Annotated in this window: 21 protein-coding genes and 1 tRNA gene; 11 read left to right on the top strand and 11 right to left on the bottom strand. The window is 55.3% G+C overall.

Features of this window, described 5'->3' with window-relative positions:
* Nucleotides 1–3: 3 nt before the first annotated feature.
* Entirely contained in the window at nucleotides 4–1,140 is a 1,137-nt protein-coding gene (locus ACTIKR_RS04590) for an ABC transporter ATP-binding protein (protein ID WP_193087364.1), read from the bottom strand.
* Nucleotides 1,133–1,855: an HAD family hydrolase gene (locus tag ACTIKR_RS04585; RefSeq protein WP_193087365.1), complete on the bottom strand. Its 723-nt coding sequence runs from the start codon at nucleotides 1,853–1,855 to the stop codon at nucleotides 1,133–1,135. The genes ACTIKR_RS04590 and ACTIKR_RS04585 overlap by 8 nt, the downstream gene beginning before the upstream one ends.
* A gap of 100 nt (nucleotides 1,856–1,955) precedes the next feature.
* Between ACTIKR_RS04585 and ACTIKR_RS04580 the strand changes: the two genes are divergently transcribed.
* From ACTIKR_RS04580 to ACTIKR_RS04570, 3 genes are all read left to right on the top strand, one after another.
* Nucleotides 1,956–2,738 carry a DeoR/GlpR family DNA-binding transcription regulator gene (locus ACTIKR_RS04580; protein ID WP_226816471.1) on the top strand — a complete coding sequence of 261 codons (783 nt, stop codon included), beginning with the start codon at nucleotides 1,956–1,958 and terminating at the stop codon, nucleotides 2,736–2,738.
* A gap of 187 nt (nucleotides 2,739–2,925) precedes the next feature.
* The gene (locus ACTIKR_RS04575) at nucleotides 2,926–3,186 is read left to right on the top strand and encodes a helix-turn-helix domain-containing protein (protein WP_193087366.1); all 261 of its coding nucleotides are present in this window, start codon (nucleotides 2,926–2,928) and stop codon (nucleotides 3,184–3,186) included.
* A 4-nt stretch (nucleotides 3,187–3,190) separates the two neighbouring features.
* A complete protein-coding gene (locus tag ACTIKR_RS04570) occupies nucleotides 3,191–4,546 on the top strand; it encodes a type II toxin-antitoxin system HipA family toxin (RefSeq protein ID WP_193087367.1) in 1,356 nt (451 codons plus the stop codon).
* Nucleotides 4,547–4,679: 133 nt separating this feature from the next.
* Here the strand turns inward: ACTIKR_RS04570 and ACTIKR_RS04565 are convergent, their stop codons facing one another.
* A complete protein-coding gene (locus tag ACTIKR_RS04565) occupies nucleotides 4,680–5,090 on the bottom strand; it encodes a type II toxin-antitoxin system VapC family toxin (RefSeq protein ID WP_442327229.1) in 411 nt (136 codons plus the stop codon).
* On the bottom strand, nucleotides 5,087–5,356 hold the full coding sequence (locus tag ACTIKR_RS04560; RefSeq protein ID WP_193087369.1) for a type II toxin-antitoxin system Phd/YefM family antitoxin: 270 nt from the start codon (nucleotides 5,354–5,356) through the stop codon (nucleotides 5,087–5,089). The genes ACTIKR_RS04565 and ACTIKR_RS04560 overlap by 4 nt, the downstream gene beginning before the upstream one ends.
* A 598-nt stretch (nucleotides 5,357–5,954) precedes the next feature.
* Between ACTIKR_RS04560 and ACTIKR_RS04555 the strand changes: the two genes are divergently transcribed.
* Complete coding sequence (locus ACTIKR_RS04555; protein WP_193087370.1) at nucleotides 5,955–6,806, top strand: alpha/beta fold hydrolase; 852 nt, start codon at nucleotides 5,955–5,957, stop codon at nucleotides 6,804–6,806.
* A 194-nt stretch (nucleotides 6,807–7,000) separates the two neighbouring features.
* Here the strand turns inward: ACTIKR_RS04555 and ACTIKR_RS04550 are convergent, their stop codons facing one another.
* Nucleotides 7,001–7,966, bottom strand: coding sequence for a glycosyltransferase family 9 protein (locus tag ACTIKR_RS04550; protein WP_193087371.1), 966 nt, complete (start codon nucleotides 7,964–7,966; stop codon nucleotides 7,001–7,003).
* Between the two features lie 353 nt (nucleotides 7,967–8,319).
* Complete coding sequence (locus ACTIKR_RS04545; protein ID WP_193087372.1) at nucleotides 8,320–9,213, bottom strand: LysR family transcriptional regulator; 894 nt, start codon at nucleotides 9,211–9,213, stop codon at nucleotides 8,320–8,322.
* Between the two features lie 105 nt (nucleotides 9,214–9,318).
* On the opposite strand from ACTIKR_RS04545, the gene ACTIKR_RS04540 reads away from it, so the two are divergent.
* Together ACTIKR_RS04540 and ACTIKR_RS04535 are read left to right on the top strand one after the other, a co-directional pair.
* Nucleotides 9,319–10,302, top strand: a complete 984-nt coding sequence (locus ACTIKR_RS04540; RefSeq protein WP_193087373.1) for an aldo/keto reductase — start codon at nucleotides 9,319–9,321, stop codon at nucleotides 10,300–10,302.
* The gene (locus ACTIKR_RS04535) at nucleotides 10,299–10,709 is read left to right on the top strand and encodes a carboxymuconolactone decarboxylase family protein (protein WP_193087374.1); all 411 of its coding nucleotides are present in this window, start codon (nucleotides 10,299–10,301) and stop codon (nucleotides 10,707–10,709) included. Before ACTIKR_RS04540 ends, ACTIKR_RS04535 begins: the two co-directional genes overlap by 4 nt.
* Nucleotides 10,710–10,881: 172 nt before the next feature.
* On the opposite strand, the gene ACTIKR_RS04530 is transcribed toward ACTIKR_RS04535, so the two are convergent.
* Nucleotides 10,882–10,957, bottom strand: a tRNA-Gly gene (locus tag ACTIKR_RS04530).
* A 299-nt stretch (nucleotides 10,958–11,256) separates the two neighbouring features.
* Here ACTIKR_RS04530 and murB point away from each other — a divergent pair.
* Nucleotides 11,257–12,270: a UDP-N-acetylmuramate dehydrogenase gene (gene murB, locus ACTIKR_RS04525; protein WP_193087375.1), complete on the top strand. Its 1,014-nt coding sequence runs from the start codon at nucleotides 11,257–11,259 to the stop codon at nucleotides 12,268–12,270.
* Nucleotides 12,271–12,378: 108 nt separating this feature from the next.
* Here murB and dapB read toward each other — a convergent pair whose 3' ends face one another.
* Together dapB and ACTIKR_RS04515 are read right to left on the bottom strand one after the other, a co-directional pair.
* Entirely contained in the window at nucleotides 12,379–13,170 is a 792-nt protein-coding gene (gene dapB / locus ACTIKR_RS04520; protein WP_193087376.1) for a 4-hydroxy-tetrahydrodipicolinate reductase, read from the bottom strand.
* Between the two features lie 137 nt (nucleotides 13,171–13,307).
* A complete protein-coding gene (locus ACTIKR_RS04515) occupies nucleotides 13,308–13,898 on the bottom strand; it encodes an outer membrane protein assembly factor BamE (protein ID WP_442327228.1) in 591 nt (196 codons plus the stop codon).
* Nucleotides 13,899–14,053: 155 nt separating this feature from the next.
* Between ACTIKR_RS04515 and fur the strand changes: the two genes are divergently transcribed.
* Nucleotides 14,054–14,488: a ferric iron uptake transcriptional regulator gene (gene fur / locus ACTIKR_RS04510; RefSeq protein WP_255509662.1), complete on the top strand. Its 435-nt coding sequence runs from the start codon at nucleotides 14,054–14,056 to the stop codon at nucleotides 14,486–14,488.
* 142 nt (nucleotides 14,489–14,630) lie between these two features.
* Here fur and recN read toward each other — a convergent pair whose 3' ends face one another.
* Together recN and ACTIKR_RS04500 are read right to left on the bottom strand one after the other, a co-directional pair.
* Complete coding sequence (gene recN / locus ACTIKR_RS04505) at nucleotides 14,631–16,283, bottom strand: DNA repair protein RecN (protein WP_442327227.1); 1,653 nt, start codon at nucleotides 16,281–16,283, stop codon at nucleotides 14,631–14,633.
* A 66-nt stretch (nucleotides 16,284–16,349) separates the two neighbouring features.
* Nucleotides 16,350–17,237, bottom strand: coding sequence for an NAD kinase (locus tag ACTIKR_RS04500; protein WP_193087379.1), 888 nt, complete (start codon nucleotides 17,235–17,237; stop codon nucleotides 16,350–16,352).
* Nucleotides 17,238–17,401: 164 nt separating this feature from the next.
* Between ACTIKR_RS04500 and hrcA the strand changes: the two genes are divergently transcribed.
* From hrcA to ACTIKR_RS04485, 3 genes are all read left to right on the top strand, one after another.
* Complete coding sequence (gene hrcA / locus ACTIKR_RS04495) at nucleotides 17,402–18,403, top strand: heat-inducible transcriptional repressor HrcA (RefSeq protein WP_193087380.1); 1,002 nt, start codon at nucleotides 17,402–17,404, stop codon at nucleotides 18,401–18,403.
* Nucleotides 18,404–18,620: 217 nt separating this feature from the next.
* Nucleotides 18,621–19,613 (top strand): ferrochelatase, encoded by a 993-nt coding sequence (gene hemH / locus ACTIKR_RS04490; protein WP_193087381.1) that lies wholly within the window; start codon nucleotides 18,621–18,623, stop codon nucleotides 19,611–19,613.
* A gap of 37 nt (nucleotides 19,614–19,650) precedes the next feature.
* Nucleotides 19,651–20,526, top strand: a complete 876-nt coding sequence (locus ACTIKR_RS04485; RefSeq protein WP_193087382.1) for an MOSC domain-containing protein — start codon at nucleotides 19,651–19,653, stop codon at nucleotides 20,524–20,526.
* Nucleotides 20,527–20,579: the final 53 nt, after the last annotated feature.

The following is a 20,579-nucleotide window of genomic DNA, read 5'->3' as shown; positions in this document are numbered from 1 at the left end:
CTCCTAGGCTGCCAATGACAGGCATTGCCTGTCTGAGCGCAAACTGTGTCCCTGAGCATCGAACACGTGCCAGGCTTCGTGTGGCACATGCACCTGCAGTACTTCGCCAATTTTCAAATGTGGCGCCGTATCGAGCACCACGACGACAGATTCACCGGCCGGCGTCTGCATTGTTACCATGCATTCTGGTCCCGTGAATTCGACCAGGGTGATTCTGCCTCTGACGCTCAGCGTATCGTCCGAGGCAGTCAGCAAGGCCTGCTGCGGACGAAATGCCAGTTGTGCGGCATGCCTTGGAAAGAAATCGTGCAGTGGCTGATCCTGCAGGCAGGCATGGCCTGCTGCATTCTGCGTGACTGCCAGGAAGTTGACCCGAGGCGCGCCTACAAAGGCGGCCACATCGGTATGGCTGGGGGTGTGATAAATTTCCTGGGGCGTGCCCAGTTGCAGGATGTGACCGCCCTTCATCACCGCGATACGATCTGACATGGACATGGCTTCATGTTGGTCATGCGTGACATAGACAAAGGTGACGCCCAGTTCATCGTGCAGTTGCCGGATTTCGCTGCGCAACGACTGGCGCAAGCTGGCATCCAGATTCGACAGGGGTTCATCGAACAGGAACAGGGAGGGGCGCCGCACCATCGCACGCGCCAGCGCGACACGCTGGCGCTGTCCGCCGGAAAGCTGCACGGGCTTGCGATCCCACAGGTGGGCAATACCCAGGATCTCGGCAATTTTTCGTCCCTGTTTTTGCGCGTCGTGGGTTTTGCGGCGCGTTGCCGGACTGATCCAGCGTGCTCCCGGCAGTCGTTGTGCAAAGTGCAGCATGCGCATATAAAGCGGGGTGCAGATATTGTCGCCTACTGTCATGTGAGGATAGAGCGCATAGGATTGGAACACCATGGCGCAGTCTCTTTGGCCGGGCGATTGCGTCAGTAAATCCGCATCCCCCTTTCTGATCGTTCCGGTATCCGGCATTTCCAGCCCTGCCAGCAGTTTGAGCAGGGTTGATTTTCCGCAACCGGAAGCGCCAAGCAGGGTTAGAAATTCACCATTGCGTATGGTGAGCGATAGCTTGTCAAGCACGGTAGTACTGCCGTAAGACTTGCTGATGTGGTCAAGGAAAATATCAGTCATGATTCAATTCCGGTAGAAGGGCGAACCGTTCGGCCAGCCATTGACTGAGTTCACGCGTATGACGGTAGCTCAGCACGGCAGGGGCCAGTTCACCCGGGTGAGTGTGGTAGCCGCCAAGATGGGCTGCAAAGTCGACGCCAGCCTGTGCCGCGCAATGCGCGTCGATCCAGGAGTCGCCTACGAATAATGCATCCCGCAGCGGGCATTGGAGATGCGCTAAGGTAGCCAGGATGGCAGCTGGGTCCGGTTTGGGCGGCAGGCCATCATCCAGGCAGTGAATATGTGAAAAAAGTGACCGCCAGCCTGCCTGGTCCAGCAGGGCCAGCGTGGAAGCGCGATCGCGATTGGTGCACAGTGCTAGCGTGAAGCCAGCCCCTTGCAATTGGGTCAGCGTATGATCTGTGTTCGGGTAAGGCACGGCGGCAGAGAGTGCATGGCCAAAATACGCGCGCTCCATGTCGCGCATGGTTGCTTGCGCCGCGTCAGCGTCCAGTTCCATTTGGTCAGTAGCCCGCGCGAACATAGCGCCGATCCCCTGGCTTAGTGCCAGGCGCAATGCTGCAGGTTCTATGCTCGTTACCCCGGGAGTGACCGTGCGTACGGCCTGCAGCAGGCTGGGCCAGGTGTCCAGAAGTGTGCCGTCCAGATCAAAGATGATCGTTTTATATGTGGAATGTGGTGTCATGACGCCCACTTTAATGATCAAATATGACATGAATATGAACATAAACGATCAATTGCGATTTTTTTTTCTATCGGTTAGAATCACGATTGTTCAAGTTATGGTAGTGGTTCTCAGCCAAAATGGATCATATATGCTCAAAGTCGAACGTCAACAGCGCATTCTGGCGCGTATGCAGGAAACCAACGCCGTGACGGTGCGGGACTTGGCACGTGCATTTTCAACGTCGCCGATCACCATCCGGCGCGATTTGCTTGAGTTGGGTGAAAAAGGGTTGCTGGAACGCACCCACGGTGGGGCAGTGGCCTCACAAGAGGTGCTGGCCGAAGGCAATGCCCGCTACGAGATGTACAACTATGCCGAAAGGCACCGTCAGCAATCGGCTGAAAAGGCAGCCATTGCCGAATGCGCCATGCAATATATTTCTGACGGCGACAGCATTCTCATCAATGCCGGGACGACCGCCCACGCGCTGGCGCAGGCGCTCAGCGGTCATCAGGATCTGCATGTGATTACCAATGGCTTGACGGTTGCCGCGGCAGCCGGGCAAAGTCATCTTGCCCATGTGTATGTACTGGCCGGGCGCCTGGATCCGCGCAAGCAGGCCACTATAGAGCGCGCCGATAATGATGTGTTATCCGGCATTCAGATTCGCGAAGCCTTTCTGGGCGTGCATGCGGTATCTGCCGCGGGTATTTTCATGCGGGACAGCGAAGATGCTTCCATGAATCGGGCTTTTATCGCTGCAGCCAGTTGCACCACGGTCATGGCAGACCATACCAAGCTTAACGCCTTTGCGAGCTTTCGTATCTGTCCTTGGTCGCAGGTAGAGCGCCTGATCACCGATGCTGCTGCCGATCAGGCGGTGTTGCAGGCGATTCGGCAACAGGGTGTGGAAGTGGTTATCAGCGGTTAATCATTGCCAATGGAAGGCGAAATTGCGACATAACCGTACTTTTGCCTGCGTGCATCTCTAAATACACAATACAGCCAATAAGTTGTAGATTGAAAATACAATCTATAATATGTATACTGGTAATACAATCTAAGTGCTGTATTTTAAATTTACAGCTTATAATTTGTAAAACCTCAGGGAGGTATGCATGCGTGACTATACTGTTCATACATCGGCACAGCTGCCCATGCTGCTGCAGGCATTTCGCAAGGAGGCCGGACTCACGCAAAGTGAAGCCGCCCTTCGGCTGGGCGTAACGCAGCAGACGTTGTCTGCACTGGAGCGTCACGCCGACACCGTGAGCGCAGATCGATTGTTGCGATTGCTCAGCATTCTGGGTGTGGATCTTGTGCTGCGCAAAAGTGGTGAGCCCAACAGCTCAGACGGCGTAGCTCCGTCGGCCTGGTAGCGCCATGGGCAGACGCTCTCATGCTCGCGCACTCGGGCTGTGGATGAACGCAGACTATGTGGGGACTTGGCATACCCGGCCAGGCGACGGCGAGGTCCTGCAATATGCCGATAGCTGGGTGACCTCGGCGCGCGGTCGGGCGCTTTCCCTGTCTCTTCCTTTTGCGCCTGGCAATCCGCCACATCGAGGCGAGGCCGTGCGGGCTTACTTCGAAAATCTGTTACCTGACAGCAAAGAAATTCGCCAACGGGTGGCGCGTCGGTACCAGACCGGCTCCACCGATGCATTTGACTTACTGATGCAGGTGGGCCGCGATTGCGTGGGTGCCCTGCAATTGCTCCCCGAAGGCATGCAGCCAGAGGCGATAAACGCTGTTCAGGCCACGCCTTTGAGCGAGGCCGAGGTCGCTCGCTTGTTGCGCGATACGCTCAATCCCGGTCCCCTGGCTGGCGCAGCCGGTTCCGATGCGCAAGACTTGCGCATCTCCATTGCCGGTGCGCAGGAAAAAACGGCCCTGTTGCACTTCCAGGGCCGATGGTGCCGGCCACACGGCGCGACACCCACGACCCATATTTTCAAGCTGCCAATGGGGCTGGTCGGGAATATGAAACTGGATCTGAGCGAGTCTGTCGAAAACGAATGGCTTTGTGCCGAGATCCTGCGCACATACGGGCTGCCAGTAGCCGAATGCGAACCGCTGCAGTTCGAAGATATGAAGGTGTTGTCGGTGACGCGATTCGATCGAACCTGGATTGCCGATGGTGAGCAAAAGCCGTGGCTGGTCCGGCTGCCGCAGGAAGATTTTTGCCAGATCACGGCAACCCCACCGCATTTGAAATATGAAGCCGACGGCGGGCCTGGCGTGGATCGCATCATGAGGATGCTAGACACCTCTCTTTATTCTGAACGTGATAAACGTATTTTTTTCCAGTCGCAAATACTCTTCTGGATGTTGTGGGCGTCCGATGGTCATGCGAAAAATTTCAGCGTTTTTCTCAGGCCTGGTGGAGGCTATGAACTCACGCCGCTATATGACATCCTTTCCGTTCTGCCTTTTCTGGGAGAAGGCAAGGGCAAGCTGTCGCCCTTCAGAGTGAAAATGGCGATGGCCGTGCGCTCAAAAAACGCGCATTACCTGATGCGAACAATCGAGCGACGGCACTGGTTGAATGTGGGCGAGCGATATGGCGTGGTAACGCCTGACGGGCGCGGCGCACAAGCGGTTGTGGATGACCTTGTGGCCCGAACACCCGCGGTTGTGCGTGCTGTGCGGGCCCGGCTGCCCAAGTCGTTTTCGCAGGTGCTGGCCGACAGTATTTTACAGGGCCTGCTAGCTTCGGCAGACAGGCTGGCGGAGTGATGTTGCGCAACAGGCCTGGTTGTTTGTTTGCCAGAGCCCGTTTAATCTGAAGGACACATCAGCAAGCCGGTGTTCGCAAATCCATTATTTGCATGCTGCGACCGTGCAAAGCGCAGCAAATTTTTACTTATGCTTAGCTCAGCACCGTGACATTCAGACCCTGAACCCGCTGGAACACAGTATCGCCAGACAGTAACAGATGGCGCGAGCCCAGTTGAAGACAGCTTGCTGCCTGCAGGGCGTCTGGTGTACGTAGTCCATGACGCACACGAATAGCTGCGGCCAGCTCCACGACTGCTTGGTTCGGTTCAATCCATACAAGATCCGGTCGAGCAAAGAAAGCGTCGAATAACGCCAGGGTTGCTGCATCATTGTTCTTCATGGGGCCCACACGACACTCGAGCCAGGACAGACGGCTGACTGCCGCCCTCATATTTGGGTGAGCCTGGGTTGCTTCAGAAATCTGGCTGCGTACTCGGCTTGCAAAAGGTTCTTTTCCCTCGATCAGGTAGATAAGGGCGCTGGCATCAAAAAATGCAATCACCAATCCCGCTCCTCTATTTGCGATGCGTCGATTTCTGCCTTTTCGCGGGTGCCGGTAGATTGTTGCATCAACAGCCACTGTAATGCTGTCATGCCGGGGCTTGTTGGCTGGTGCCCGCCAGCGAGAGATTGGTATTGCTCTTCAGACAGCACAACGGCAGCCGATTTGTTGCGTTTAATGATATGTACCGGACCGTGGCGCAGCCCGTCTTCAATGGCGGCCATACCACGTCGCTTGATTTCGCCAATGGTTACGGTATTTTGCACGACAGCCTCCTTTAACAGTACTGTTTGTGAAAATATGGTACTAAATTCGGTATTGAAATACAAGATACCTTCGCTATAGCAGATATTGAAATTACAGTTATTCAATAAAAAGGTCAATAACATAGCTTATTGACATTAAAACAGAAAGCAGTTAGGATGAGCGGGCATCGCATTGATCAATAAATATGCCATCCGTCATTAGCGCCCAACAGTTGCTTGGATCAATTCGGGGGCTGCGGTGCAAAGGAAAAGTGCAAAAGGACACACAGTCATGAGATTGCCAGTCTGGTTTTTATATGCTGATCCGATAGTTCGCGGGTGCCGCTGTGCTCGCGAGCTCGCAGGCGCATTTGACCCAGGTTCTCATAACAGTAACAAACGATAGGCATGACAAGTGACATGCGTGATAAGCGATATGCATGACGCTTTGAGACCTCATCAACAAATAAAACGGAGCAACCATTTTCAGAAGCAAAGAGCCGCAATATCAGGTGCCGGATGCGATGCGTTCCTGCTGCCTTGAAAGATGGTTAGCCACAAGTTTTACCGGATTAACTTCGCTTGAGTAATTGTCATACATAATAATGGGAGAGTAGAGATGAGAATAAAGTTTCGGGCTGCGGCCCTTGCTGTTGGCGCCATTGCAATGATCGGTATGGGGTCTGCGCGCGCAGAGGAGGCTGCCGTCAAGTCGGTGAAGAACGGCGCCGCGACGATTAGCTATCACGCACAAGGAAAAGGGCCACTTGTTCTGCTGATTGCATCAACAGGGCGGGGAACCGAGGAGTTTGGTCCGTTGGCCGAGCGCCTGGCGCAACGGGGTTACCGCGTGCTGCGGCCGGAACCGCGCGGTATCGGCGACAGTCATGGTCCAATGCAAGGCGTTTCCTTTCATGATTTTGCCAAGGACTTTGCCGCCGTCATTCGCAACGAGGGAGACAAAGCCATTGTCGCGGGCCATGCATATGGCAACTGGATTGCCCGTACGATTGCGTCGGACCACCCTGAGCTGGCGCGCGGTGTCGTTCTTGTTGCGGCGGGTGCCAAGTCCTGGCCGAAAGAGCTGAGCGAAGCCATTACGATGATCAATGATCCTGCATCCTCGCGCGAGCAACGTCTTGACGGCTTAAAGCTGGCTTTTTTTGCGCAGGGTAGCAACCCGGAGCCCTGGCTTGAGGGCTGGAATCAGGCGGTGACCAAAAGCCAGCGCGCGGCTCGCAAACTGACCAATCGGGATGACTGGTGGGCCGGCGGCACAGTGCCGATGCTCGATCTGCAAGGCGGAGCTGATCCCTTTCGTCCGCCAGCCTCGCGTGAAGAATTGAAAAAGGAATTTGGCGATCGGGTAACGGTCAAAGTGATCGAAAATGCAAGTCATGCCCTGCCGGCTGAAAAGCCGATCGAGACGGCCAATGTCATTGCAGACTGGGCCGATACTTTAAAAGAATAGTTCACGCCGCCAGGTCGTTGAAAAGGCCGGGCAAAGGGAGGCAGATGTTGCCGCGTTGCTGATGCCGTGATGGGTCTGCTTCATCGCAGGACCGGCATAAGCGACGCCATACAACGCGTCGACAAATCCAGTATGTGAACGATATCCTCATCTCGTAACGATATGGGCATGAATGCAGGGTATCTGGCGTATTGCTATGCTGGCGGTATGTCGGTCGCCACTGCCTCTACCAGCTCCGGCGCAGCCGGTACGGTTGACCGGTCGTTGCGCGCTTCCATTTGCTGCAGTTGGCGCAATGACCGGGTGACCGCAGCGACCGTGACTGCATAGCGCCAGTACTTGCGACGCCATGCTCGCAGCGGCAACCACAAGTGCGGCACGATCACACCCGGCGCCCATTGGGGGCGCCAGCGCAACATATTACGGGGCCGGTGGGAAATTGTGACGGTTGGCACACCCAGGGCCGAGGCCAGATGGCCAATGCCTGAATCGTTACCGATCAGATAGCCCGACTCGTGGATGAAATCGCCCAGCGCCTGCAGCGATGCAAAATGATTCACAGTAAAAGGTTGTCCCTGCGCGGCAGCCTGCCATGCCGCAGCCTCGCGTTCTTCAACGACAAAGGCAACGTCATGGCCATCGCAACACAAGCGTCGCGCCAATTCTATAAATTTGGAATCTGACCAATAGCGTTCCGCTGACCCGGCGGTCGGATGAATCACAATACGTCTGCGGTTTCGCCCCCAGCGCTCCGGATGCTGGGTAACCAGGCCGCAGGCGCTGGACCAGTCTTCAATACCATAAACGGCTCTGGCAAAATGGCGTAATTCGTCCAGAAAAAGCCTGGGCTGTGCCGGCTGCTGGCGCAACCACAAGGTCAATGAGTTGAGCGGGCGCGGGCAGTTGTGCGGATCAAGCACGATGGGCTGATCAATATCCATCTGGAACAGGCTGTCAAATTGAGTCAATGCCAACACGCCTTCGGAAGGAAGAGGCCGCACTTCCAGACCCGGCAACCACGAGGCCAGTGCATGCGCCTGTCGTCCGAACACGGTGACCCGATGGCCGCTACGCACCAGATTGTGGGCCAACGGAAGGAGCAACAGGGCGTCGCCAAGTTTATTGGAAACCAGCAAAGCGATGTGTTCGGAAGGGATCATGAAAAATGAACTGGTGAATACGAGCAGCTCGTATCATATTGTTACGATGAGAAAAAAGCAATAAATTTTACGCATCTGCACGACGGGTGATTCGTTCATCAATGTGCCTCTATTCACCATGGGCGTAAAGCGTCGATTCGTCCACGTGTGAGCGCCATGTTCATTACGGCGTGGGTGTCAGGCGGGTTTGAAATGGAAGGGCAGAATAACGGCAGATGATTGAATTTCTCCGGGCGCGATTTAAAGACTGGGACATGGCGGGCTTTGGCCGAAGACACGCCCAACTACGATATCGTGCTCGAATTTGCGTGTCGTGTCGTGTCGTGTCGTGTCGTGTCGGTGGGGTGTTCATGTCAGGATTCAGCATGCGCCAGGCTATCCGCATTTTTTTCAAAATGCGTTATTAGATAATCTGCCACAACCCTGATCCTTCTTGAATGAACGAGATCGCTATGCATAACAAGCCAGATTTGCTGATCCACTCCCAATTGAGGCATGACGCATTGAAGACCAGACTGTCGCGCCAGAAAGTGGGGCAGCACGGCCAACCCAAGACCTGCCTGAGCTGCAGCTAACTGGCTGCTCAGGTTACTGGTCATCAGTTTGGCAGGGCGACCTGCTAACACCCGGGTAATCCATTGCGCTGATGGTAGATGATTGTGCGTTTCCACCCACCCGATCAAGCTATCGGATTCGTGTATGGAAGATGTGGCGGTGGTACTTCGCGTTGCCAAATAAGTAGCAGAACCATACAGGCCGAACCCCAATGTACCTATCCGTCTAAGTGTTACGTTGCCATGGGTTGGTTTGACCATCCGCACGGCAAGATCTGCATCCCGGCGATGCAGATTCACGGTTTGTGTTCCGGTTATTAACTCTAGCGTGAGACCTGGATGCGCTTCATAAAGAGGCTCGAGCGCTGGAATGATGACCGGGTTGGCCAGATTCTCCGCTGTTGCCAATCGCACGTGTCCCGCGACTTCATGCATGGCTGTCGCCCCAAATGCCTGTCCTGCCTGTTCCAGGCCTTCTGCACGATTCAGCAAATTCTGCCCTTCATCAGTGAGAAAGTAGCCATTTTGATGCCGGGAAAATAGTTTTACACCCAATGCGGACTCGAGCCGATCAAGACGGCGAATCATGGTGGCCGTTCCCACGCCAAGTTGCTTGGCTGCGCGTGTCAGCGTGCCCGCTCTGGCCAGGGCAAGAAATACCCTGGCATCGTCCCAATGCAGATGATTGGTCATTCATGTCCCGTTTTTGGTAAATAGTTTGCCGTAAATATAGATTGATAGAACATTATCGGGACATGATACTACGTATATATCTGATTTATACACAAGGAGAAACTGATGAAGCATCGTGTTCTGGGAAATGGTTTAACTGTCTCGCCGGTCGGTCTGGGTTGCATGGGTATGAGTGAGTTCTACGGCCCCCGTGATGATGTGACCGCGATGGGCGTTATGGACCGAGCCGTTGATTTGGGCGTTTCAATGTTCGATACGGCTGATATGTATGGCCCGTATCACAATGAAGAACTCATTGGTAAGTTCATCGCTACACGACGTCCGGATATCAAAATTGCGACCAAATTCGGTATTGTGCGTAACGGGACGCATTACAGTCGAACGATCGACAACAGTCCGGAGTATGCGCGCCGTTCATGTGAAGCGTCCTTGAGGCGCCTGGGTATTGAGCAAATTGACCTTTACTACGTCCATCGAGTTGACAAAGAACGACCGATAGAAGAAACCATGCTGGGGTTAGTCAAGCTGAAAGAAGCGGGCAAGATTGCGCATATCGGGTTAAGCGAAGTAAGTGCTGCCACGCTCCGGCGCGCGCATGCAGTCCATCCGATTACGGCAGTTCAAAGCGAATACTCTCTTTGGACCAGGGATGTCGAAGAGGCGGTATTGCCGACATGCGCAGAGCTGGGTATTGGTTTTGTTGCGTATGCACCTTTGGGACGGGGATTTTTAACCGGCCGTTTCCAGAGTGCTGACGACATAGGTCAGGATGACTTCAGGGCGAAACTACCACGTTTTCAGGAGGAAAATGTAGAGAAAAATAAATCGTATGTCACGATTCTCGCCGAGCTTGCACGCGACAAGGGAGCGACACCGGCACAAATTGCCCTGGCATGGGTATTGGCGCAAGGAGATAAGATTGTGCCCATTCCGGGTACCAACTCATTGCGACACCTGCAAGACAATATGGCGGCAGCGTCTATAACGCTTACAGCGCAGGAAAGAGATCTATTGAGATCCAGTGTATCCAGCCTTCATGTTGCAGGTGATCGGTATACAGAGGAAGGTATGAAGGGGGTTGCTGTATGAAATCGACGAACCTCTCGGATCGGCGTCAACGCGCTCTTGAACTGTTGAAGACACTCGATCCCGAAGCGCCTGACAAGGTCGCTGCCAGACTTGATCGATTGTCTCCAGACTTTGCAGAATTGATTTTGGGCTTTGCGTTTGCGGATATTGTATCCAGACCATGCATTGATCTGAAAACAAGACAGATGCTGACCGTAGCAGCGTTAATGGCAATGGGTACAGCATCATCGCAGTTGGAATTTCATATCCGCGCGGCGCTGAATGTAGGAGTGACACGTGAAGAAGTGATAGAAATTCTTCTGCAAATAGCTGTTTATGCCGGCGTGCCTGCGTGTATGAACGGGATCACTGCGACAGAGCTTGCGTTTGATGCTTATGTTCAGTCTTGCGAGGCTGCTGCGACATGACGGCGCCTATTGATGGGGTGTCCGTACGGACGGGGGGCAAATGATGTGTATTGTGAAGGGTATGCTTCTGGGCATTCAGCCGTTACAGGAACAAGTGATAGACGGGATATCTTTGAATAGATAGGCAAGATGCAAAAAAGCCCAAACCGAAGTTTGGGCTTTTTATAAATTCTGGAGCGGGAAACGAGGCTCGAACTCGCGACCTCAACCTTGGCAAGGTTGCGCTCTACCAACTGAGCTATTCCCGCAATTCAGCTGAAAATTACTTTGCATTTAATCGAATAGTGTTTAATTATCCGGTAACTGCGTTTGCAATCTCGATCAACTAAGCCATAAATTATATACAAGCTATTTGAGATTTGCAACACATTTTCTTGCTGCGTTCTTCAAAAATCCAATTCTGTGTTTTTTATGCATCACCGGGGTGATTCCGTCGCCATAACGGAACAATCGCTGCTGCCACATGAATCTCTTTGCGAAGAGGCGAAACTATAGCAGTAAATTAATTATAATGTCAAATTAATTTCACACGAGCGGGTGCTTTTTGATGCGGGATGATACAACGCAGGATCTTACGGGTCTCAATACCTTGGGACTGGTCTCGCATGCCGCGCATTATTTTCGGCTCGACAGCGAACAGCAGTTGCCCATGGTCACGCAATGGCGGCAGGCCGCGGACGGACTGATCTATGTGCTGGGTGGCGGCAGCAACCTGATACTGCGGGAGCATCTGTCCCGTCCTGTGGTGCATAATTTGCTCAAGGGAATCCGGCTGATCGAAGAAACCCCCGAAGCCTTTGTTGTGGAAGCGGCGGGCGGTGAAGGGTGGCACGACTTTGTCGGTGCGTGTATTCGTAATGGCTGGTACGGGTTGGAGAATCTGGCACTGATTCCCGGTACGGTGGGCGCTTGCCCTGTGCAGAATATCGGCGCCTATGGGGTCGAGGTCATGGATCGGATCGACAGTGTGTACGCCTGGGATCTGGCGCAAGGCCAGCCCCGTTTGTTCAATACGCAGGAATGTGCGTTTTCTTATCGCGACAGTCTCTTTAAGAAACCGGCAGGACAGGGCTATCTGATTACGGCGGTGCGCTTTCGTCTGCCCAAACAGTGGGCGCCGGTCATCTCGTATCCAGATCTCAAAAACGTTCCTGAACTGGCACAGGACGCCACGCCACAAAAGATTTTTGACGCGGTTTGCAGGATCCGGCAGGCCAAGTTGCCTGATCCCGCCAAAATCGGCAACGCCGGCTCTTTTTTCAAGAACCCGATCGTATCTGCGGCAAAGCAAGCACAATTGAAAACAGACTACCCGGCGCTCGTCTCTTATCCCCAAGCTGACGGCAGCTATAAGCTCGCGGCCGGCTGGATGATCGAGCAATGCGGCTGGAAGGGGCGCTCGCTCGGGCCTGTGGGCATGCATCAACGCCAGGCGCTGGTGCTTGTCAATCATGGTGGTGCAACGGCAACAGATGTACTGGCGCTGGCCGATGCGGTAATAGCATCCACGCAGCAGAAATTCGATGTTACGCTGGAGCGCGAGCCGGTTCTGTTCGACTGATCCATCGGACCTGTTGTTATCATGACTGTCATTATCATAAATGCAAAAACGGCTGCCTGATGGCAGCCGCAAATCTTATCTCACTGAGGTGTCAGTCCTTCATGGGCATTAGCCGCCAATCACCTCTTGCATGGAAAACAGGCCCGAAGGCTTGTCCTGCAAAAACAGCGCGGCCCGGACACTGCCCTGGGCATAGGTGCTGCGGTTGGAGGACTTGTGCGTAATTTCGATACGCTCTCCGGTGCCCAGAAACATCACGGTATGATCGCCAATGACATCACCGCCACGCACCACGGAAAAGCCGATCTGACCTTCCTTGCGTGCGCCGGTGTGACCGTGGCGGCTCCAGTCTGCAATGTCTTCCAGTTTTTTGCCCCAGGCATTGGCGACGGTTTCGCCCATGATCAGCGCTGTGCCGGAAGGCGCGTCCACTTTGTGCTTATGATGGGCCTCGTATACTTCCACGTCATAACCGCTGTTGAGCATTTTTGCCGCCGCCTCGAGCAGTCGTAGCGTCGCGTTGACGCCAATACTCATATTCGGCGCAAACACGATGGCAATGTTCTGGGCGGCTGACGCGATCGCTGCCTGGCCTGCGGCGTCAATACCTGTTGTGCCGATGACCATTTTTACATTGTGCTGTACGCAAGCCTGGACGTGCGCCAGGGTGCCGTCGGGACGGGTGAAATCAATCAGACAATCGCAGTCTTTGAGCGCAGCCAGATCACTGCCCAGTTGCACGCCGGTATTTTTGCCCAGGAAGGCGCCGGCGTCTTCCCCAAGATGGCCGCTGCCGGCATGATCCAGTGCCACAGCGAGCGTGAGTTCGGGGTGCGCCAGGACGGCTTCGATAAGCATGCGGCCCATACGGCCGCTGGCTCCGGAAATGGCAATACGCATGGTGGAGATATTTCCTGAAGAAGGTTGCAGCCCGGTGCGGGCATGCAAATGAATAGGGAGTCAAATCGGGAATGCAGCCCGTGGTAATGCATTATCCTGCCCGAACCATTGGCCCGGGTACAGGATATTGGAGCGCTTTACTGGGTGCGGGTTGCGCCGGGAGCCGGTTCGATGTTGATCGGTTCATTCGATGGCGCAGCAGGGGCAGAACCCGCGGCCCCCTGGGTGCTGCCATCATCCATCGGATAAGTCGTGACCGCGTTGCTGTCAGTGCCTGCCGGCGCTGCCTGCAGTGCCTGTGGATCGGTCACTTCCGTTTCGGGTGTTTTGTCGCCGGGTCGATACAGGCGCGCTTCTTGCTCGAAGGGCTGGAAGGACGGTTGTTCATCGCCTTCCCAGCGGTCTACCCGACCATTGACAAACCAGACCGAGAATTTGCGCTGTACGGCATCACCATAGCCCGGTTTGAAATAATATGGGTAATCCCAGCGATCGGGGTGGAACATGTCTTTGAGCGTCGGCGAGCCCAGTGCATAGCGCACCTGATCCTCTGTCATGCCTTTTTGCAGGAGAGCGACATCTTCGGCGGTGATCCAGTTACCTTGTTGAACAGAAGGCCTGTATGGGAAACCCCATTCTCCTGAGGCGCAACCACCCAGCACGGTAAGTGCTGTGAGGGAGGCGACCAGACCATACCGGATACGGGGGAAAAGGCGAGTTTGGTTCATGACTTGGCGACGTTCCTGTATTTGGACTCGTAAAAGCGTTATGATAATAGTTCTGGGCAATCAATAGGATTGTTTAGCCAGGTAATCTCAAAAATTAGTCGGAAGCGTGTTTTCCGCAATATCTTATCCACCTCCCATTTATCAGCGAGCGCGCCTTGAACGAATTACACGATCCCAGTGAACTCAAAAGCATGGGTCTTAAAGCCACTTTCCCGAGGCTCAAGATTCTGGACATCTTCCGTAAGGCAGAAATTCGTCACTTGAGTGCCGAGGATGTCTATCGGCTGCTTATTTCCGAAAACGTCGATATTGGCCTTGCTACTGTCTACCGGGTGCTCACGCAGTTCGAGCAGGCCGGAATTCTGTCCAGAAGCCAGTTTGATAATGGCAAGGCCGTCTATGAACTGGATGATGGCGCACACCATGACCACCTGGTATGTTCTGTCTGCGGAAAAGTTGTTGAGTTTTCCGATCCGGAAATTGAAAGACGCCAGTCAAAAGTTGCCAAAGACAACAATTTTGTGCTGGAAAGCCACGCCATGGTTCTTTACGGCATTTGCGGTGACTGCGAATCCAAGCACCGTCGCTAGACAGGCGGCATAGGGCCGGCAATCCGCAGGCCCTTCGGTTCGACTCACCATCCGTCAGGCGGCATGGCCGTTCAGTAGGGTGTTGTCAAAAAAAGGCAGATCGCAATCTGCCTTTTTTTATTGCCCGGTGGGTTTGCCGCGCTCAATCGCTGTGAGTCAGCATTTCGCGGGCATGCTGGCGCGTGGTTTCGGTTATTTTGACGCCCCCGAGCATGCGGGCAATCTCTTCGGTACGGGCATGGTCATCCAACAGATCAATGCGCGATACGGTTTCTTTTTTTCCCTGTTTTTTCTGCACTTCGAAATGGTGATGCGCGCAAGCGGCCACCTGCGGTAGGTGAGTTACGCAAAGAACCTGATGATGTCGTCCCAGATCGCGCAGTAACTTGCCGACCACTTCGGCAACCGCGCCGCCAATGCCGGTATCCACTTCGTCGTAAATCAGGGTAGGCACCTGGTGTGCGCGATTGGCCATGACCGACAGGGCCAGCGATATCCGGGCCAGTTCACCGCCAGAGGCCACTTTGGCCAGTGGGCGTGGTTCACTGCCAGTGTGAGCTGCCACATTAAACTGCACATTATCCATGCCCGAGGCGCCGGGTTCGGCCGGCTGGATCGTTATTTCAAATGTGCTGCCTTTCATGGCAAGGGTCTGCAGCGCTTTGCTGACTTCTTTGGACAGCGTGCCTGCTGTGGCCTGGCGCGCCTTGGTCAGTTTTTCGGCGGCCTCGCGATACGCCACTTCATGTCTGGCTACCTGTTGTTCCAGTCCTTCCAAGTCTGATTCGCTGTTAAGGGCTTCCAGGGCCTGAGTCAGTTCCTGCAGGCGATCGTACAGTTTTTCGGGTTCGAGCCGGAATTTGCGCGCGGTGGCGAACATGGCGCCCATGCGTGCCTCGGTTTCGGCCAGGCGGTCCGGATCCAGTTCGGCCTTGTCCAGGTAACTGGCAAGATCGGATGATGCCTCAGTGACGGCGATACGGGCCGATTCAATGGCATCGTGCACACCCTGCAGACGCTCGTCATTGCGCAATAAGGGCTCGATGTGGTGCAGTGCGGCGTTCAGTATTGCCAGTGCAGAAGTCTGCTCGCCATCGAGCAGGTTGAGTGCGCCGGAAGCGCCTTCAAGCAGCGCAGAAGCATTGGCCAGCCGATTGTAGTCGGCGTTGACGCTCGCCCATTCATCCTTGCCCGGATTGATCTGGCTGATTTCATTCAATTGCCATTCCAGCCGTTCCCTTTCGGCTTGTGCATCACGCTGGCTGCTACGGGCGCGCTCCAGTTTCTGCTGGGCCTGCTGCCAATCGGTCCACTGGGAGCGAACCTGTTTGGCCAACGCTTCATGTTGTCCGTGGGCATCAAGCAGGATGCGCTGTTCATGGCGTTGCAGCAGCTTCTGATGGGCGTGCTGGCCATGAATATCCAGCAAGTGCGAGCCTATGGTCTTGAGCTGGCCGAGCGTGCCGGGCACGCCGTTGATGAACGCCCGGGATTTGCCGGCCCGGTCTATGACCCGACGCAGCACCAGTTGGTCGTCTTCTGGTTCCAGCTCCTGTTCTGCCAGCAGCGCGCGCAGCGAGCCAGGCACGTCAAAGATGGCGCTGATGTCGGCCTTGTCGGCGCCTTCGCGGATGGCGCCGCTGTCGCCGCGGGCGCCCAGCGTGAGCGCCAGTGCATCGATAAGGATGGATTTGCCCGCACCGGTTTCCCCGGTAAAGACCGAGAAGCCGGCGTCGAAGTGCAGTTCGGTCTGTTCAACAATGACAAAATCACGGATATGCAGGGAACGGAGCATGAATACGTACTTCTGTGATGAATGGGATTGCTGGGTTGTGTGGGTCTGGGGCCCTGGCGCGGATTGCTAAGCGGCTTCGGGCATGATATTCCAATGCAACTTCTGGCGCAGGGTAGAGAAAAAGCTGTAACCTTTGGGATGCAGAAAACGGATCTGGTGGTCTGCCTTGGTAACCACGATTTTGTCGCCCAATTGCAGATCGGACCAGGTTTGCATGTCGAAATGCACGCTGGCGCCTGTTTCTACCCGACCCACTTCGGTCAGGGTCAGGGTGAGCATACCGGTGTCGGGCACCGCAATGGGGCGGTTCGACAGGGTCTGGGGGGCAACCGGGACCAGCAAAAACGCATTGACTGCCGGATGCAGGATCGGGCCGCTGGCGCTAAGCGAATACGCGGTAGAGCCGGTCGGGGTGGCAACGATCAGCCCGTCGGCACGCTGCCGATACATGAGCGTTTCATTGTATTCCACGCAGATTTCGATCATGCCGCCGCGACTTGCCCGGTTCAGCACCACATCATTCAGTGCCAGGGCACAGGTCAGGGTTTGACCGTCGCGCACGACAGAGGCCTGCAGCAGCGAGCGGTGTTCAATATCGTACTGGCCGTCAAGAACCGATTCGATGGCCTCCAGGGCGTTCTGCACGGGAATGTCGGTGATAAAGCCGAGCCGCCCGTGGTTGATGCCCAACAGCGGGACATCGTACTGGGCCAGCTTGCGGCCGACGCCCAGCATGGTGCCATCGCCGCCCATGACAATAACCAGGTCAGCCTGGTTGCCGATTTCGGCAGTCGTTGCCGTGGGATATTCGGTCACTCCGGTATTCTCGGACGTTTCCTTTTCAATCAGAACCTGTCGGCCTGCTGCGTGCAGCACACCAGCCAGCGCACGTAATGGGGCATCAAGACCGGAGTCGTGATATCTGCCGACCAGCGCTATGGTTGAAAAATGCATAATGAAACCATATACAATAAACGAAACGACAATGAAAAGTAACTAGAAGTACCGGAAATGAAACCTACGGCAACCGTCATAATACGTTATTCTACATTGACTGCAGGTTTAACAATTAACGTGCCCGTAAAATATCCTCTGGTACAAACCACAACAGACCCACCATGGATGATCGCGCAAACGCACTTTTGAAAGCTCTGATCGAGCGGTATATTGATGACGGACAGCCGGTAGGCTCCAGGACGCTGTCCAAGCTGTTCGAGCTCTCGCCGGCCACCATCCGCAATGTGATGGCGGACTTGGAAGATCTGGGCCTGATTCACAGCCCGCATACCTCCGCAGGTCGCATTCCCACGCCCCGAGGATATCGCCTGTTTGTGGATAATCTGCTGGTGATCAAGCCCTATGAACTGGAAGAGCCCCCCGAGCTGCATGATATTTTTTCCAACACGGCGCCCAGCAAGGCGCTTAGCGTGGCCGCATCGCTGGTGTCCAACCTGACCCAGTTTGCCGGCGTGGTGCTCACACCCAAGCGCTCGCAGGTATTTCGCCAGATTGAATTTATCCGGTTGTCGCAGCGGCGTATCCTGCTCATTATCGTGACGCCCGATGGCGATGTGCAGAATCGGATTCTGTCCCCCGTGCACGACTACACCGAAGCTCAGCTCATCGAAGCCGCAAATTATTTCAATCATAATTTCGCCGGGAAATCCTTTGAGCAAGTGCGCGAGCAGCTCGGAACCGAGCTGAATCGACTCAAAGAGGAAATATCCTTGTTGATGCAAGCCGCGGTGGACGCAGGCAATGACGATGATCAGGAGTCGTCCGTGGTTATTTCCGGTGAGCGTCGGCTGCTGGAAATCACGGATTTTGCCACCGATATGGATCGCTTGCGCAAGATGTTCTCGCTGTTCGAGCAGAAAACCGATCTGATGCAACTGCTCGATGTGACAGACCGATCACAGGGCGTGAAGATCTACATTGGCGGTGATTCACGCCTGGTGCCCATGGAAGATGTCTCGGTTATCACTGCGCCCTATGGCGTTGACGGGAAAATCGTGGGTACGCTGGGTGTGATCGGCCCAAGCCGTATGTCCTACAATCGAGTCATTCCTATTGTGGATCTGACGGCCAGGCTGTTGTCCAACGCGCTCAGTCATCAGTAAGGGCAGCACGCCCCACTGGTGCAGGCAGCGTGGGGCGGTCCATTGTGGCGGTTGCAGGTGCTGCGGCCCATGGCCGGTGCGCAATCCGGGTACAATCCCATGTCGATAATGCATTTGTAAAAGCCGCCATACATGGCGCTTTTTTTGAGTTGCCGCGCTGTTCGTGTCTGGCGCACAGTCTGATGGGCGGCACCGTATCCGCAACCTACAGGAAAGCATGAATACAGGAGTTGTACTGATTAACCTGGGCACCCCGGCCAGTCCAGATGCAGGCGCAATCAGGGCCTATCTGGCGGAGTTTCTGTCCGATCCGCGCGTGGTTGAAATTGCGCCCGCCGTCTGGAAACCAATTCTCAATCTTGCGGTCCTGCCGCTGCGGCCGTCCAAACTGGTGCCAAAATACCGTGAGATCTGGATGGAGGATGGTTCGCCGTTGCTTGTGTATGGCAAGCGCCTGGCCCAGGGCGTGCAGGCGCAGCTGGATCGCGAGCAGATTGCCGCCACCGTGGTGCTGGCTATGCGCTATGGACGACCGTCGATGCAGCAGGCCTTTACACAATTGCGTGAAGCAGGCTGCGAGCGCATTCTGATCGTGCCGTTGTATCCGCAATTTGCCGCCAGCACAACCGCAACCATTTTCGAGCAAACGCTGGCGCTGTTTCGCGATGCGCGTGATTTGCCCGAGTTGCGTTTCGTCAAGCGGTTTCATCAGATGCCCGGTTATCTTGATACGCTGGCGCAAAATGTGCGCGACTATTGGCGCGAGCACGGTAAGCCCCAGCAACTGCTGCTCAGTTTCCATGGCTTGCCCAAACGCTCGGTGGAGCAGGGCGATCCCTATCTGCGTGATTGTACGGCAACGGCCGAGGCGCTGCAGCTGCGTCTGGCCGCAGAAGGGGTGCCGATCGACATCGCCTTTCAAAGCCGGTTCGGCCGGGCCGAATGGCTCGGCCCTTCTACGCTGTCGGTACTGCAGGCCTATCCGGGAGACAATATCCGTCACGTCGACGTGCTGTGCCCTGGCTTTGTAGCCGATTGTCTGGAAACGCTTGAGGAAATCCGAATTGAGTGTGCTCGTGCGTTCAGTCAGGCAGGAGGCGAGCAGTTTCGCTATATTCCCTGTCTGAATGACCACCCGGCATGGATCAATGCCATGACGGGCCTGATCCGGCAACATATTGCCGGCTGGCCCGACCTGGATGCGGTCTGACCGAACCTTTTATTTATTTGTCTTTTAGAGAGTCATCATGGCCGTCACCATTAGTGGTCTGTATGTGTATCCCATCAAGTCCTGCGCCGGCATCGCGCTCGATCGTGCACAAATCAGCGCGGCAGGGGTCCAATGGGACCGACAGTTTATTCTGGTTGATGCCGCCGGCGCGATGCTGACCCAGCGCACGGTGCCGCGCATGGTGTTGATCCAGCCGGCACTTGATCTTGCGCTGAACCAGTTGCTCTTGCAGGCGCCCGGTGCCTCGACACTCACGATCTCGCTGCTGGCCCCGCAGGCGGATGACAAAGCGATTGCCGTCAGGGTGTGGGGCGGCCAGCCGCAAGGCATGTCCGTCAGTGCCCAGGCTGACCAATGGTTCAGCAAGGTGCTGGGCCAGCCCTGCCGCCTGCTACGCCTGCATCCTGAATCGCAACGACGCGTCCTGCCCGATTTTCCCGAGAGCTGGCAACAGCGCCACCGCGACTGGAAGCCTTTAAACGCTCAGGACCAGACCTTCGGCTTCGCCGACGGCTTTCCGTTTTTGTTTGCCAGCACCGCTTCACTGGATGCGCTCAATGCAACGCTTGCCGGCAAGCAGCAGGCGCCGGTGCACATGATCCGTTTCCGGCCCAACATCGTGCTGGATGGTTTGCCCGAATACGAAGAGGATTACGTTTTCGGGCTCGCCGCAGGAAAACTCAATTTTGCCTTCGTCAAACCGTGTACCCGCTGCACGATCCCGAATGTTGACCCGGCATCGGCCGCAATCGCAGACGAACCGGGTATTACGTTGATGCAAACCCGCAGTGCTGACCTGGGGGTGCTGTTTGGCGTAAACGCCGTGTTGACCGACAAAATCAGCGATGTACTGCATATCGGCCAGCAAGTGCAGCCAGAATACGATTTCTAAGTCCATACGACGGCAAGTCCGTTGTTATTGCGGCTGCCGGTCGCATTAGCGCC

The sequence above is a fragment of the Advenella sp. genome (genome assembly GCF_052108595.1).
Taxonomy (GTDB): domain Bacteria; phylum Pseudomonadota; class Gammaproteobacteria; order Burkholderiales; family Burkholderiaceae_B; genus Advenella.
Note: the sequence above shows the minus strand (reverse complement) of the source record. Positions and strands in the feature narration are given on the sequence as shown.